The organism is Lysobacter soli, assembly GCF_003382285.1.
Lineage (GTDB): Bacteria > Pseudomonadota > Gammaproteobacteria > Xanthomonadales > Xanthomonadaceae > Lysobacter_J > Lysobacter_J soli.
The window spans coordinates 25,855-39,462 of sequence record NZ_QTJR01000020.1 but is presented as its reverse complement, the minus strand read 5'-3'; the positions used below and the strand labels follow the sequence as shown (position 1 = coordinate 39,462).

11 protein-coding genes are annotated in these 13,608 nt (G+C 68.0%); 2 read left to right on the top strand and 9 right to left on the bottom strand.

Annotated features, from left to right (window positions below; all coding sequences use genetic code 11):
* A partial coding sequence (locus tag DX912_RS18760) for a methyl-accepting chemotaxis protein (RefSeq protein ID WP_325050595.1) occupies window positions 1-2,245 on the bottom strand: 2,245 nt, incomplete at its 3' end.
* Between the two features lie 288 nt (window positions 2,246-2,533).
* Between DX912_RS18760 and DX912_RS17905 the strand changes: the two genes are divergently transcribed.
* Complete coding sequence (locus tag DX912_RS17905; protein WP_115844936.1) at window positions 2,534-2,845, top strand: energy transducer TonB; 312 nt, start codon at window positions 2,534-2,536, stop codon at window positions 2,843-2,845.
* Window positions 2,846-2,932: 87 nt separating this feature from the next.
* On the opposite strand, the gene DX912_RS17900 is transcribed toward DX912_RS17905, so the two are convergent.
* Together DX912_RS17900 and DX912_RS18755 are read right to left on the bottom strand one after the other, a co-directional pair.
* Window positions 2,933-3,364, bottom strand: coding sequence for a hypothetical protein (locus tag DX912_RS17900; RefSeq protein WP_115844934.1), 432 nt, complete (start codon window positions 3,362-3,364; stop codon window positions 2,933-2,935).
* 605 nt (window positions 3,365-3,969) lie between these two features.
* Window positions 3,970-6,129, bottom strand: coding sequence for a methyl-accepting chemotaxis protein (locus DX912_RS18755; protein WP_115844932.1), 2,160 nt, complete (start codon window positions 6,127-6,129; stop codon window positions 3,970-3,972).
* 71 nt (window positions 6,130-6,200) lie between these two features.
* On the opposite strand from DX912_RS18755, the gene DX912_RS18475 reads away from it, so the two are divergent.
* Window positions 6,201-6,371 (top strand): hypothetical protein, encoded by a 171-nt coding sequence (locus tag DX912_RS18475; protein ID WP_181902890.1) that lies wholly within the window; start codon window positions 6,201-6,203, stop codon window positions 6,369-6,371.
* Between the two features lie 363 nt (window positions 6,372-6,734).
* On the opposite strand, the gene DX912_RS17890 is transcribed toward DX912_RS18475, so the two are convergent.
* The 6 genes from DX912_RS17890 to DX912_RS17865 all read right to left on the bottom strand — a co-directional run bounded on the left by DX912_RS17890 (window position 6,735) and on the right by DX912_RS17865 (window position 13,538).
* Entirely contained in the window at window positions 6,735-8,543 is a 1,809-nt protein-coding gene (locus DX912_RS17890) for a methyl-accepting chemotaxis protein (RefSeq protein ID WP_115844930.1), read from the bottom strand.
* Window positions 8,544-8,914: 371 nt separating this feature from the next.
* The gene (locus tag DX912_RS17885; RefSeq protein ID WP_115844928.1) at window positions 8,915-9,397 is read right to left on the bottom strand and encodes a chemotaxis protein CheW; all 483 of its coding nucleotides are present in this window, start codon (window positions 9,395-9,397) and stop codon (window positions 8,915-8,917) included.
* A gap of 38 nt (window positions 9,398-9,435) precedes the next feature.
* Complete coding sequence (locus tag DX912_RS17880) at window positions 9,436-11,418, bottom strand: chemotaxis protein CheW (protein WP_115844926.1); 1,983 nt, start codon at window positions 11,416-11,418, stop codon at window positions 9,436-9,438.
* 45 nt (window positions 11,419-11,463) lie between these two features.
* The gene (locus tag DX912_RS17875; protein WP_115844924.1) at window positions 11,464-11,829 is read right to left on the bottom strand and encodes a response regulator; all 366 of its coding nucleotides are present in this window, start codon (window positions 11,827-11,829) and stop codon (window positions 11,464-11,466) included.
* A gap of 46 nt (window positions 11,830-11,875) precedes the next feature.
* Complete coding sequence (locus DX912_RS17870; RefSeq protein ID WP_115844922.1) at window positions 11,876-12,157, bottom strand: STAS domain-containing protein; 282 nt, start codon at window positions 12,155-12,157, stop codon at window positions 11,876-11,878.
* A gap of 244 nt (window positions 12,158-12,401) precedes the next feature.
* Window positions 12,402-13,538 carry a chemotaxis protein CheW gene (locus DX912_RS17865; RefSeq protein WP_115844920.1) on the bottom strand — a complete coding sequence of 379 codons (1,137 nt, stop codon included), beginning with the start codon at window positions 13,536-13,538 and terminating at the stop codon, window positions 12,402-12,404.
* Window positions 13,539-13,608: the final 70 nt, after the last annotated feature.

The window sequence follows — 13,608 nt, the reverse complement described above, 5'->3', positions numbered from 1 at the left end:
CCTTGCCGACCGAGTCGCCGATCAGCTGCTTGATCTCCTTCGCCGCGTTCGCCGAACGCTGCGCAAGCGAGCGCACTTCGCTGGCGACCACCGCGAAACCGCGGCCCTGTTCGCCGGCGCGCGCGGCTTCCACCGCGGCGTTCAGCGCCAGGATGTTGGTCTGGAACGCGATGCCGTCGATCACGCCGATGATGTCGGCGATCTTCTTGGACGACTGGTTGATGGCGTTCATCGTGTTGACGACTTCGCCCACCACCACGCCGCCCTGGCCCGCGACTTCCGCAGCGCTCTGCGCCAGCTGGTTGGCCTGGCGCGCGTTGTCGGCGTTCTGGCGGACCGTGCTGGTCAGCTCTTCCATCGACGAGGCGGTTTCTTCCAGCGACGCGGCCTGCTGCTCGGTGCGCTGCGACAGGTCGTTGTTGCCGGCGGCGATTTCCGCGGCGGCCGAGCTGATGGCGTCCGAACCCTGGCGGATCTGGCCGACGATCTGCGCGAGCTGGTCGACGGTGCGGTTCGCGTCGCTGGCCAGGCGGCCGAACTGGCCCGGCAGTTCCACTTCGACGCGACGGTTGAGGTCGCCATCGGCCACGGCCGACAGCAGCGTGCCGACTTCGTGCAGGCCTTCCTCGGCGGTGGCCATCAGCTGGTTCAGCGACTGCACCACGTCGTGGTAGACGAACTCGAAGCGCGAGGCATCGCCGCGGCGGCTGAAGTCGCCGGCCACGGCGGCGTCGACCAGCGTCTTGATCTCGGCGTTGATCGCGTTCATGCCGTTCTTGACCGAGTCGACGGCATCGGTGATGCGCGCCTTCTGGCCCGGCAGGCGGTCCATGTCGTGCGACAGGTCGCCGCGCGCGTAGGAGGCGACGATCTCGATGGCGCGCGTGTTCACCTGGATGTGCGAATCCACCAGCGTGTTCACTTCACCGGCCATCTGGCCGTAGGCGCCCGGGAAATCCTCGCTGCGCAGGCGGCGGTCGATCTCGCCCGCCTGGTGCGCTTCGAACAGGTCGCGCTGCGCGCCGGCGAAGTTGCGCAGCGTGTTGATGGCGCGCTCCAGGCCGCGCGCGATGTCGCGCACTTCGTCGCGGCTGTCCACGCGCACCGCGTCGGGGAATTCGCCGCGGGCGAGCAGGTCGGAGGCGTCCTGCACTTCCTTCAGCGCCGAACGCGTGCTGCGGCTGAAGCCCAGGAACAGGTACGTGGCCAGCGCGAGGATCAGGATGCACGAGCCCAGCGTCCACGCGGTGCGCTGCTGCAGGCGCGCGATCTCGGTCGTGGCGGCGTGGTTGAGCGAGGTGCTCGACGCCGACAGCGCGGAAGCCAGCGCAAGGCGCGTGGCCTCGGTGCGCGCGGCCATGATCTTCACCGGCAGCACCGGCGTTTCGGCGTCGAGGATGTGCTTCTGGATGTCGGCGTTCTGCTTGGCGACCGCGTCGAGCGCCTTGCGGAACGGCGCGCCCATGCTCGCGCCGAGCGACGCCATTTCTTCCTCGGCGTCCTTGATCTCGATTTCCGAACGCGTGCGGACGTAGTCCTGCATGTTGCGCGAGACGGCCAGGCCGGTGCGGTCGTCGACCCAGATCGCGCCGTCGCCCAGCACGCGCAGCGCGGTGGCGCTCTGCTGCTGGGTGTATTCGGCGAGCGTGGGCACCCACACGGTGGCGGCGCGGCCCATGTAGAGCACGGCGGCGTTCTGCGCCTGTGCCAGGCCGGTTTCGTCGGCGATCAGGCCGTGCACTTCACCGAGCTTGCGCACGGCGGCGGCGTGGTCGGTCGCGGCGGCGGCCGAATCGGCGTGGTCGCCGTTGGCCTTGTCCCACGCGGCGCGGGCGTCCTTCAGCGCGGCCGGCAGCGCCGACTCGGCCAGGTTGCGCGTCTGCCAGGCGGTGAGGGCGTCGAGCTCGCGGTTCACCACCGCGGCCGATTCCTGCAGCGTCTGGTCGGACACTTCGTCCTTGGCGAACTTGCGCACGACCTGCAGCTCGTGCTGCTGGATCGCCAGCATCGCGCGGTGCAGGTGCGACAGGCCCTGGACCGCGTCGCGCTGCTTCGTCGCGGCGTTGACCTCGGCGTTGGAGCGCACCACCAGGATGCCGGCGAGCACGCCGCAGGTGAGCATGAAAGCCGCACCGATGACCATCGCCTTCTGGTTGAAGCGAAGCTGGGACATCAGGCGGGTGGCCGGGGCCAGGAAGCGGTCCAGCAACGTGGCGGACGGCCGGGTGTGGGCAAGCGTGGACATGGATCCTCTCGGGCGGAACGGACCCTTTCGGGTCGACACCCGTTGCATCGGCTTGGCACATGGAAACTTTAGGGTGAGGCAGGCCGTTTACACGGCACCGCCGCGTGGCCTGCCGAACGCCGGGCCATGGATGGCCGGGCAGGGCGCCACGAAGTTCAAAGCGTGTCGCCATGGACGGCTGCCGGTGCATGGATCGATGCCACCGTTCTTCCCGAGACCCCCTAAAGATTCCGAAAACCCGGCCGATGACCCCGATGTCGCCCGACATCATCCCCAAGGAGTCATCCCATGCGCCGTTCCCTTCTGACCGCCACCGGCCTCGCCGTGCTGGCCCTGTCCTTCGCCGCCCCGGCTTCGGCCGACCTCAAGCCGACCAAGCGCGTCGAGCCGCAGTACCCGGCCGAAGCCGCGCGTGCCGGCACCCAGGGCTTCGTCGAAGTCGAATTCGTCGTGGACGAAGGCGGCAAGGTCGCCAGCGTCTCGGTCGTCAACGCCAAGCCGGCCCGCGTGTTCGAGCAGTCGGCCGTGCGCGCCGTGAAGCAGTGGGAGTTCGCTCCGGGCGGCGGCAAGGGCAAGGTCCGCCTCGACTTCTCGCTGTAAGCGATCGACGGCCTCTCCCGACATCGCCGTTTACAGGAAGGCGCGCCGGAAACGGCGCGCTTTTCTTTTGTCGAAACCGCGCGCGGCTCAGAAGCGGTGCGCGTTCGCGCAGGCGGCGACGTGGTTGTAGTCGCTGGACATGCAGCGGTAGAAGGCCTCCTTCTCGCCGGTGGCGGCGGCGCAATCCTGCGGCGTCACTTCGGCCAGCGCCGCGCGCAGCTTGACTGCCTGGGCTTCGAAGCCGGCACGGTCGATGTAGCCGCCGTCGGCGTTCTTCTGGCCGACCTCGAGCATCGTCTCCAGCCCGTAGCGGGCGTTCTCGACGGCCTTGCCGCAGGACAGCTCGACGTCGGTCTCCTGAACCTGCAGCAGTCCCTGGGCGATGCCCTCCACGGTGGCCTGCACGTCGGGCGGGAGCTGCTTCGTTCCGTCGTCCTTCGCCGTGGCGGCGAAGGCGCAGGCGAGCAGCAAGCTGGCGAACGACGCACGCAGCGCCGTGGTGATGCGGATGTGGTCCATCGAGTTTTCCCCTGTGCGGCTTCGTGCCGCGAGCGGGGAGCTTAACCCGAGCGTCTGATGGGGCCGCTATGGGGCGTTCTGTCGTTCTGTCGTCCGGTCCGTCATCGGTCATCCGTCATCCCGGCGAACGCCGGGACCGAGGCCGGTCACGTGTGGGCACTCCGGATGCGACGAACCACCGCACCGTCATTCCAGCGGAAGCTGGAATCCATTTTGATTCTGCGGTGGAGTCACGAAGCAACATCGCAGCGCTGTCCCGCAACGGTCATTCACCGATACGGCTTCGTTGCCCCTCACCCCAACCCCTCTCCCGATGGGAGAGGGGCTTAAAGCACGTCATCCCGGCGAAAGCCGGGATCCAGGCACGTAACGCCTGGGAACTCTGGCAGCGGCGAACCAACCGCACCGTCATTCCAGCGAAAGCTGGAATCCATTTTGATTCTGCGCTCGACGTGAGAAACAACATCGCAGCGCTGAGCGGCAACGGTCGTTCGCCGGTGCCGCTTCGCTACCCCTCACCCCAACCCCTTTCCCGATGGGAGAGGGGCTAAGAGCACCGCGCGAAAGCGGGATCAAACGCCAGCGTCAGCGGTTCGACATCAACCTCACCGCCGCCCCGCGATCCGTGCCAGTTCCGCGCCCACGGCGACGGCGCTCGGGCCCCCGCGGCCGACGCGGAACACCGCCACCGCTTCCACCAGCTGCGCGGCCTGCTGTTCCAGGCTGCGGGCAGCCGCGGCGGACTGCTCGACCAGCGCGGCGTTCTGCTGCGTGCCTTCGTCCATCTGCGTGATCGCGCCGTTGACCTGCTCGATGCCCGCCGTCTGTTCGTTCGATGCAGCCGAGATGTCGGCGATGATGTCGCTCACCTTGCGCACGCTGGTCACGATGCCCTGCATCGTGCGGCCGGCCTGGTCGACCAGCTGCGTGCCCTGCTGCACTTCCACCACCGAGTCGGTGATCAGCTGCTTGATCTCCTTGGCCGCGTTCGCCGAACGCTGCGCGAGCGAACGCACCTCGCCGGCGACGACCGCGAAGCCGCGGCCCTGTTCGCCCGCACGCGCGGCTTCCACCGCGGCGTTCAGCGCCAGGATGTTGGTCTGGAACGCGATGCCGTCGATCACGCCGATGATGTCGCCGATGCGGCTGGAGGATTCACTGATCGCGCTCATCGTGCGCACCACGCGGTTGACGATCGCGCCGCCTTCGGACGCGACCTGTGCCGCCTCGCGCGCCAGTTCGTTCGCATCACGCGCGCTGTCGGCATTCTGGCGCACGGTGGAGGTCAGTTCCTCCATCGACGATGCCGTTTCCTCCAGCGCGGCCGCCTGCGATTCGGTGCGTCGCGACAGGTCGTCGTTGCCGGCGGCGATTTCCGACGCCGCGCTGCCGATCGCATCGGCACCTTCGCGGATGCCGCCCACGATCTGCGAGAGACGATCCACGGTCTCGTTCGCGTCTTGGCTCATGCGCGCAAACACGCCGTTGAAATCGCCACGCATGCGCGACTGCAGGTCGCCCTGCGCCAGTCCGCGCAGCAGCGACGACAGCGCGGTCAGGTTTCCGTCGGCGGTCGACATCAGGCGATTGAGCGTCTCCACCATCGTGCGGAAGTCATGGTCGAAGCGCGTCGCGTCGCCGCGCGCGGTGAAATCGCCGTCCGCGGCGGCGGCCGAAAGCCGCTGGATTTCCGCGTTGATCGCACGCAGGTTGGCCTTCACCGAATCCATCGTGCGCGTCAGCACGGCCTTCTCGCCGGGCAGGCGGTCCATGTCCTGCGACAGGTCGCCGACCGCGTAGCGCTCCATGATCCGCAGCGCACGCTGGATCGACTCGATGTGCGAGGCGACCAGCCCGTTGGTGTCGCGCACCATCGTGCCGTACGCGCCGGGGAAGGCCGCTTCGTCAATGCGGAAGCTGATTTCGCCTTCGTCGTGTCGGCGCGCCATCTCGCCCTGCGCGTTCGAATAATCTTCAAGACGGCGGCACATGCGCTCCAGCGCCTGCTGCAACTGGCCGATCTCGTCGCGCTGTTCGGTATGGATCACCAGGTCGAAACGTCCGTCGGCCATCGCCTGCGCGGCCTGCGTCGCCCCGCGCACGGAGGCGGCGATGTTGCGCGCGATCAGCACGCTCAGCGCGATCACGGCGGCCAGCGCGAAGAACGCGGCGATCAGCAGCGTGCCGCCGAAACGCCATGCGCGCGCGGCGATGTCGTCGGTGTACTCGCCGCTGCCGATGACCCAGCCCCAGCGCGGCAGGTGTGCGACGTAGGAGATCTTTTCGACCGGACCTTCGACGCCGGGCTTGGCCCACTGGTAGTCGACGAAACCGCCGCCGGCGCGCGCGACCTTCGCCATCTCCACGAAGATGCGCTTGCCGTCGGGGCTCACGTAGTCGGTGAGGTCCTTGCCGTCGAGCTGCTTCTGGTGCGGATGCATGAGCATGCGCGGATGCTCGTCGTTGACCCAGAGGTAATCGGTGCCGCCCTTGCTGCGCAGCGTGGAGAGCGCGTGGAGCGCTTCGCGTTTTGCGACGTCCTCGGGAAGCTTGCCGGCCTGTGCGAGGTCGGCATAGCGCTGAACGAGCGCGAGACCGGCGCCGACACGCGTATGCAGGCGCGCGCGCTCATCGGCGATCTGGCCGTGGTAGTTGCGTTCGACGGCGATGCCGGTGAGCACCACCAGCCCCAGCGACAGCGTGACGATCATCCACGCGAACTTCGCGCGCAGCGAAAGGGAAGAGAAGCGGAACAGGTTCGACATGCACTACACCGCGATTGGTTACTCGACGCGGGAGCGCGTCTTGCACGTGTTATCGGCAGCAGGCGCGTTTGATGCAGATCAAATCCGCTGGATTGGGCAAGTTTCTGGCTGAATGGGCGAAGTGGGGTGTGGGTCGCGGTCTTGAAGCGGCGAACCGCACTCGTCATTCCAGCGGAAGCTGGAATCCATTTTGCTTCTGCAGCGAACGCACGAAGCAACAGCGCAGCGCTTTGCGGCAGTAGCTGTTCACCACAACCGCTCCGTTACCCCTCACCCCAACCCCTCTCCCGATGGGAGAGGGGCTCAATGCACCGTCATCCCGGCGAAGGCCGGGATCCAGGCCTGTAGCGTGTGGGCACTCCGGGCGTGGGCGAATGACCACTTTCGTCATTCCAGCGAAAGCTGGAATCCATTTGGCTTTTGCTCTTCGACGTACGAGCAACAGCGCAGCGCTGTGCGGCGACCGCCGTTCGCCGGTACGGCTCCGTTACCCCTCCCCGGCCCGAACGCATAGCGTTCGGGCGTTCGAAGGCGCGCGAACCAGTGGTTCGCGAGCAGCGCCTTCTCACCCCCAACCCCTCTCCCGATGGGAGAGGGGCTATGACTCAATCATTCGCCGCCCGCAGATACTGCGGCGCGTTCGAACTCAGGCGGAAGGACGCGACCGTCTGCATCAGGTCCGACGCCTGCTCCTCCATGCTGCGGGCGGCGGCGGAGGCTTCCTCGACCAGCGCGGCGTTCTGCTGCGTGCTCTGGTCCATGTGCGCGATGGCCTGGTTGATCTGCTCGATGCCGGCGCTCTGCTGCAGCGTCGCGGCGCTGATGTCGCCGATGAGATCGGCCACGCGCTTCACGCTGCCGACGATCTCGTCCATCGTGCGGCCCGCGCTTTCCACCAGTCGCGTGCCGGCGCCGACGCGCTCGACCGAATCGCCGATGAGGTGCTTGATCTCCTTGGCCGCCGTCGCCGAACGCTGCGCGAGCGAGCGCACTTCGCTGGCGACCACCGCGAATCCGCGGCCCTGTTCACCGGCGCGCGCGGCTTCCACGGCCGCGTTGAGCGCGAGGATGTTCGTCTGGAACGCGATGGCGTCGATCACGCCGATGATGTCGGCGATCTTCTTCGACGACTGGCTGATCTGCGACATGGTGTCGACCACGCCGTGCACCGCATCGCCGCCGCGCGAGGCGATCGCGGTGGCCTCGATCGCCAGCTGGTTCGCCTGGCGCGCGTTGTCGGCGGTGTGGCGCACGGTGCTGGTGATCTCGTCCATCGACGAGGCCGTTTCTTCCAGCGACGCCGCCTGCGATTCGGTGCGCTGCGACAGGTCGGAGTTGCCCGCGGCGATCTCGCGCGCGCCCTCGCCAATGGTGTCGGCGGCGACCTTGATCTGGCCGAGGATCCCGGCCATCGCATCGACCAGCGAGTTGATGCCCTCGCACAGCTGCGCGATCGAACCGGTCTTGTCGGCGGTCTCGATGCGGCGCGTGAGGTCGCCATCCTTCGCCGCGTTCACCACCACGTGCGTCTGCTCGACCGCGCGCTGCAGCGCCTGCGTGTCGCGCACCTGCGCGGTGATGTCGGCGGCGTACTTGACGACCTTGAACGGCTTTCCGTTCATGTCGAAGATCGGGTTGTACGAGGCCTGGATCCACACTTCGCGACCGCCCTTGCCGAGGCGCCGATACACACCGGCGTCGAACTGTCCGCGACCGAGCTTGATCCAGAATTCCCGGTACTCGGCGCTGTTGCGGTACGCCTCCTCGGCGAACATCGAGTGATGCTGGCCGCGCACTTCGTCCAGCGTGTAGCCCGTGGTGGCCAGGAAGTTCTCGTTCGCCGAGAGGATGCGGCCGGTCAGGTCGAATTCGATCACCGCCTGCGACTTGCTGATCGCCGCCAGCTGCCCGGCGAAATCGGCTGCCTGCATCTTCTGCGCGGTGATGTCGGTGGCGAACTTCACGACCTTGCGCGGGCGGCCCGCACTGTCGAACACCGGGTTGTACGAGGCCTGGATCCAGATCTCGCGACCGTCCTTGCCGAAGCGGCGGTACTGCCCGGCATCGAATTCGCCGCGCGCGAGCTTGGCCCAGAACGCGCGGTATTCGTCGCTGCCTGCGTGCTCGCGGTCGACGAACATCGAATGATGGCGGCCCTGGATCTCGTCGAGCCGGTAACCCAGCGTGCGCAGGAAGTTCTCGTTGGCGTGCGTGATCGTGCCGTCGAGGTCGAACTCGATGACCGCCTGCACGCGGTCGATCGCGCGGATGCGGCCTTCCATGTCATGGATGCGCGCGTCGTTGGCGGGCGAGGGCGCGCGGGTGGCGGAGAACGCCGAGACGAGGCGACGGAGAAGCGACGGGGCCGCGGGCACGGAAAGCGCTGCCGCGGCGGGCTGGCGATTGGAACGCATGGCGGGTCCTCTTCATTCCCTGTGAAACAAATCGAACGCGCCGCAGATCCCATGCGGCGCAGGACATAGCGTTGATTTGTGGACTCACGAAAGATCGCCCTGGGGGCGGCGGACCTTGGGTGGGGCACAACGCGGCTGGCTTGGCGGATTCGCTCCGCCTGGCGTGCTTTTTGGCGTTGTTTTTGTTTTCGGTACTGCGTGATGCGTGATGCGTGTTGTTTTGCTGTTCTGTGTCGCTTCGTGCTGTTGCTAAGCCCCTCTCCCGCGTGCGGGAGAGGGGTTGGGGTGAGGGCAATCCAGCGATGTCGTCCTACTCGCCCTCACCCCAGCCCTCTCCCGCAAGCGGGAGAGGGGGCGTTTCGTTTCATTCATCAAGCCGCGTTAGCGTGCGCGACCAGCCCCATCTCGGCGCTGGTCATCAGCTTCTCGATTTCCAGCAGGATCAGCATGCGTTCGCCGTGCGTGCCGATGCCGGTGATGAACTGGCGGTCGATCGTCGCGCCGATTTCCGGCACCGGGCGGATCTGTTCGGATTCCAGGCGGACCACGTCGGAGACGCTGTCCACGACCATGCCCACGACGCGGTCGGCGACGTTGAGCACGATCATCACCGTCAGCGCGTTGTATTCGGCCTTCGCGAGGCGGAACTTCAGGCGCATGTCGATGACGGGCACGATGGTGCCGCGCAGGTTGATCACGCCCTTGATGTACTCGGGTGCGTCGGGGAGGCGGGTGACGGTGTCGTAGCCGCGGATTTCCTGGACTTTCAGGATCTCCACGCCGTACTCCTCCTCGCCCAGGGCGAAGGTGAGGTACTCGTCGGCCGATTCGATGGTGGCGGTGATGTCGTTCATGTGGGTGTCTCGTTCGTATCCGGTTCGCTGCTGTTCGATCACGCCGCCTGCGGCATGCGCTGCGCCTGCACCAGGCCGCCGACGTCGACGATCAGCGCGACGCGGCCGTCGCCCAGGATCGTCGCGCCGGAAATGCCCTGCACGCGGCGGTAATTGGCTTCCAGGTTCTTCACCACGACCTGCTGCTGGCCGAGCAGTTCGTCCACTTCCAGCGACAGGCGCTGGCCGTCGGCTTCCACCACGACCGCGATGCCGTTGCGGGCGTGGGTGCCCGGCTGCGCTCCGGACAGGCCGTACTGCGCGGCCAGGTCGACCAGCGGCAGGTAGTCCTCGCGAACGCGCAGCACGCGCGCCTCGCCGGCGATGGTGCGGATGTCGCCCGCGGCCGGCTGCAACGATTCGATCACCGAATTCAGCGGCAGGATGAAGACTTCGCCGCCGACGGCGACGGTCATGCCGTCGAGGATGGCGAGCGTCAGCGGCAGGCGGATCGACACCGTGGTGCCGGTGCCCTTCTTCGAGCGGATCTCGACCTGGCCGCCGAGCGCGGCGATGTTCTTCTTGACCACGTCCATGCCGACGCCGCGACCGGACAGGTCGGTGAGCTGTTCGGCGGTGGAGAAGCCCGGGTGGAACACGAGGTCCCACACCTGCGCGTCGGTGGGGTTGTCGCCGATCGGCAGGCCGCGTTCGGCGGCCTTGCGCAGGATGCGTTCGCGATCCAGGCCACGGCCGTCGTCGGTGATCTCGATGACGATGTGGCCGCCCTGGTGCTGGGCGTTGAGGCTGATCGTGCCGGTTTCGTCCTTGCCGGCCGCGCGGCGGTCGGCGGGCGATTCCAGGCCGTGGTCGATCGAGTTGCGCACCAGGTGCACGAGCGGATCGACGATCTTCTCGATCACGCCCTTGTCCAGTTCGGTGGCTTCGCCGCTGGTGCGCAGGCGCACCTTCTTGTCCAGGCGCGCGGCGAGGTCGCGCACCATGCGCGGGAAGCGGCTGAAGGCGAACTCCACCGGCAGCATGCGCACGCCCATCACGGCTTCCTGCAGGTCGCGCGTGTTGCGGTCGAGCAGTTCCAGGCCGGACAGCAGCAGCTCGTTGGCGACCGGGTCCAGCTGCGTGGAGCGCTGGCGCAGCATCGCCTGGGTGATGACGAGTTCGCCCACCAGGTTGATCAGTGCATCGACCTTGTTGACGGCGACGCGGATCGAGGTATCGCCCGCGTCGGCGGTCGTGGCCTTGCGTGCGTCGCTGTTCGCGCGCGTGTCGAGCGCGACGACGTTGTCGCTGTCGACCGGCGCCGGCGGCGGCGCGATGGCGGATGTCGCGGGAATACCTTCGATCGCCAGTTCGCACTGGTCCTCGACCCACGCGAACGCATCGTCGATGGCGCTGCGCGGCACGCTGCCGGGCAGCATGAGGTCCCACGCGATGTAGGCTTCGTACGGATCGAGTTCGGAGAACTTGGGCAGCGTGTTGTCGAGCGCGGTGACGCCCAGTTCGCCGTGGCCGGCCAGCTCGCGCAGGATGCGCAGCGGGTCGTTGCCGGACAGGAACAGCGACGGCGCCGGCTTGAAGCCGATGCGCCATTCGGCGATTTCCGGTTCCTTCGATGCGGCCTTCGTCGTCGCGGCGACTTCTCGGCCCATCATCTTCGCCAGGCCGTCGTGCGCGCGCTTGAGGCCTTCGGTGTCGATCGCATCGCCGTGTTCGGCGGCGGCGAGCAGGCCGCGCAGCGCATCGCCCGAGACCAGCAGCGCGCCGATCGCGTCGGCGTCGAGCTGGCGGCGGCCGCTGCGCGCTTCGTCCAGCAGCGTTTCCAACTGGTGCGTCAGTTCGCTGATGGCCGTGAAGCCGAACGTCGCCGCGCCGCCCTTGATCGAATGCGCGGCGCGGAAGACGACGTTGATGGTCTCGCCGTCGGCCGAGCCGGATTCCATCGCGAGCAGGCCCGCCTCCATGGCATCGAGGTTTTCGCGGCTTTCCTCGAAGAAGGCGGCGTGGAAGCGGGTGATGTCCATCGTGACGGCTCGGTTGGTCGGATCAGGCGGAAGGACGGAGAGGGATCAGCCCAGGACCTTGCGGACCGTGGCGAGCAGCTGCTCCGGATCGAACGGCTTGACCAGCCAGCCGGTCGCGCCGGCGGCCTTGCCTTCGGCCTTCTTGTCGCCGCCGGATTCGGTGGTGAGCATCAGCAGCGGCGTGAAGCGGTAGTCCGGCAGCTGGCGCAGCTGGCGGATCAGTTCGATGCCGTCCATGCGCGGCATGTTCACGTCGGTCACCACGGCGTCGAAACGCTGGGTCTTGGCGACGTCGAGCGCGGCCTGGCCGTCCTCGGCTTCGCGGACGTTGAAGCCGCCGCCCGTCAGGGCGAAGGCGACCATCTGCCGCATGGAGGTGGAGTCGTCGACGATCAGCAGGTTCTTGGACATCGTGGCCGGCTTCTGTTGGAAGTTGAAAGGAGAGGTGGGGATGGGATCAGGCCGTCGGCGCGTCGACGCCGAGGCTCTTGGCGAGCGCGAGCTGGCGCGCGGCGTCGGCGAGCACCGGCGATGCGCCGGTCACGACGGTCGCGAGGCCAAGCGCGGCGCGTTCGCGCACGAAGGCATGGAGCATCTGCAGCCCGGCCGTGTGCACGCGCTCGACGGCATCGCCGGTGAGCGAAAGCGGTTCGGCGTCCTCCAGGTGCGGGCGCAGCGCGGCCTGCAGGTCGGCGACGTGTTCGATGCCGAGGTCGGAGGGTAGGGACAGTGCGTTCATGGCTGTGTGCGGTTCGCCGTGGTCATTCGAAGGGGATAACGGCGCGGGAAGCGGGGACTTGAGCGGCGGCGTGGCGGGGCGTCGTGGCCAGGCTTCGCGGGGCGTCCGTGGCCCGCGGTGCAGCCCCTCTCCCGCTCGCGGGAGAGGGGTTGGGGTGAGGGCAGGCACCCGCTCCGCTCGCCCTCATCCGCCCTTCGGGCACCTTCTCCCGCACGCGGGAGAAGGGAGCAGCCAATGCCTGGCATCACCCGAAAAGGGCATTCGCATCCAGCAACACCGTCGGCTTCGCCACCACGCGCGCCACGCCGACGATCGCCCGCGACGGCGAGGCCATCAGCGGCGGTTCGATGCGGTCAGGGCCCAGCGTCACGACGTCGTCGACCGCGCTCACCAGCGCGCCGATCAGTTCGTTGTCGCGTTCCACCACGACGATGCGCGCGCGCTCGTCGGGCGTGACGCGACCGGTGCCCAGCCACAGGCCTAGGTCGAAGACCGGCACGATGCGGCCGCGCAGGTTCATCGCGCCCAGCACCGAGGGCGCCGCGCCGCGCATGGCGACGATCGGCACGGTGCGGCCGACTTCCTGCACGCGCAGCAGTTCGACGGCGTAGCTGTCCTCGCCGACGGCCACGCGCAGCCAGCGGTGCGTGGTCGTCACCGTCGGCATCAGCGCGGGCGGCGTCACTTCGACCGGGCGCAGGCCGCGCGCTTCGGCCGGTGGCATCGCGTTGCGCGGCGAATTACTCCCTCCCCTGCCTGCAGGGGAGGGTTGGGGAGGGGTGAAGTCCACAGCGCGGCTCACTTCAGGCCCCGGCGCTTGCGCGCCGCGTACCCCCTCCCAACCTCCCCCTGCATGCAGGGGGAGGGGCTTTTCTTCGGCAGCGCTCTGGCTGGCAAACAGCGGATCGGATTCGAGCTCGGCGAGTAGGCCCGGGTCGATGCCCGGAATGTCGGGCGTCGAGGTTTCGTTCGACGCCAGCATCGCGGCGAACAGCGGATCGGAATCCAGTTCGGCGAGCAGGCCCGGATCGATCTGCGGCATCGCCGGCGCGACGTCATTCGCGACCGCGGGTGGCAGCGCGGCGAACAGGGGGTCGTTGTCGAGCTCGGCGAGCAGGCCCGCGTCGATGAGCGGCGCCTCGGATGCTTCAGGCTGCTGCGCGGCGAACAGCGGATCCGAATCCAGCTCCGCCAGCAGGTTCGCATCGATGCCGGGCGGCAGCGCGACCGGTGCCGGAATGTCGGCATCGAGCGGATCGGGAGCGGGCTCATCGACCGCCCCCATCACCGGCGCGTTCGCCGCGACGGGCGCGGGCGCGACCGCGTCGACGTTGAGGTCGAGCAGTTCGTCGAGGTAGGCGTCGAGGGCGGGGTGGTTCATGTCAGATGTCCAGCAAAGAGCGCGTCGTCCCCGCGCGGGCGGGGAGCCATGGACGTTGCCCTGCGAATCG